This window comes from Methylosinus sp. R-45379 (assembly GCF_001644125.1).
Classification (GTDB): Bacteria; Pseudomonadota; Alphaproteobacteria; order Rhizobiales; family Beijerinckiaceae; genus Methylosinus.
Window position 1 is genome coordinate 1 of the sequence record NZ_LUUM01000218.1, and the last position, 1,183, is coordinate 1,183.

Annotated in this window: 1 protein-coding gene and 1 pseudogene; both read right to left on the bottom strand. The window is 48.1% G+C overall.

Annotated elements, in window-relative coordinates:
- Positions 1–103: 103 nt before the first annotated feature.
- Complete coding sequence (locus A1351_RS24660) at positions 104–763, bottom strand: DUF3800 domain-containing protein (protein WP_157096228.1); 660 nt, start codon at positions 761–763, stop codon at positions 104–106.
- Positions 764–921: 158 nt separating this feature from the next.
- Positions 922–1,183, bottom strand: a pseudogene (locus A1351_RS25650) (hypothetical protein); the annotation flags it as partial.

Sequence of the window (1,183 nt, forward strand, 5' to 3'; positions counted from 1 at the left end):
GCGGCGATGTCCGCTACATGCTTAGTGCGCGGTTGGCACCCGATGATAAGAGCCCATGGGGCGCTTTCGTAAGGAATAGTCGGGAGTGCGGCCGCGCAAATACCTAATAATAAATATTTCCATGCTCCCATAAATCATACTCATAAACTATTTTATCCGCAATTAGATTGTATGAGCGTAAGTCCCTCCCTGAAGATTCGTATTTCCTCTGTATTGCCCATGTGCAATAGTCAGCAACCCATAAGCATGGGTCGCTTTGGCATGGCCAAAAAGACAAATGCCAACTATTTTTTAAATCTTTCTGGCGAACCACATCTCTTACAGCGTCCTCAAAATCAATCTTTTTCTTTTTTGTTCCTATTGAAGCTATTGTAAGATGCAACTCTCTTAGGCTTTTGACATATTTTTTTGACGAATAGCGGAAGTGGTAATGCCACCCGTATTTGTAAAAAGTTTGTTCTGTCGCGCGAACTTGTGGCTGAGCCTTCGGCTTTTCCATAATTGTTGCGTGAATATCAAAGTCGCAAGCGGATATAACATTGAATACGTGATCTCTTACTGCTTGTCTGTCAGTTGATGCATGGAAGTAATCACCTATCTCGACCTTATCCCATGCGAGGTCGCGCCGCAGCTTCAAAAGCGAATGGCCAATCCCGCAATCACGCATTGTGACAGTGCATATGATATAGAATATGCTCACATTTTGATTGCGGTTAAATGTGAAGTCACCCGCTTCATCGGCGAACAGAAAGAGCTTTGTCATGGCTGTAAAAAGACCGCAGAAATCGACTGAGAGTCAACGTGAAAGTTTCGCAGCAACGGCAAAGTCACTCGGCTGCGACGAAGACCCCGCGCATTTCGACGAAGCGCTAAAGAAGGTCGCGCGGCATAAGCCGCGCACTGAAGCGCCCCTCAAGCCCCCTACGAAGGGCCGATCTGTGGCGCCGAAAGCGCCGAAATAGCCAGCTGCGCGAACGATGGCGGCAACTGCCCTTGCGAGACTTTGCGCTTAAGGTAGCTCGCAAATTTTCCGCCGTCGATATAAGTGCTCTGTAGCCACTCCCTATAATGGCCGAGGGCAGAAAGCGGATAGCACCACGACTCTTGAGGATTAGATTTGGCTTGTGGATGACTTTCTGGATACCGGTGGGGCCATTTCTGCCGAGGTCCGAAATCATCCTCT

Bases quoted from the DNA above. Each gene is read 5' to 3' on its own strand.
- A1351_RS24660 (WP_157096228.1), bottom strand. From the start codon at position 763: ATGACAAAGCTCTTTCTGTTCGCCGATGAAGCGGGTGACTTCACATTT.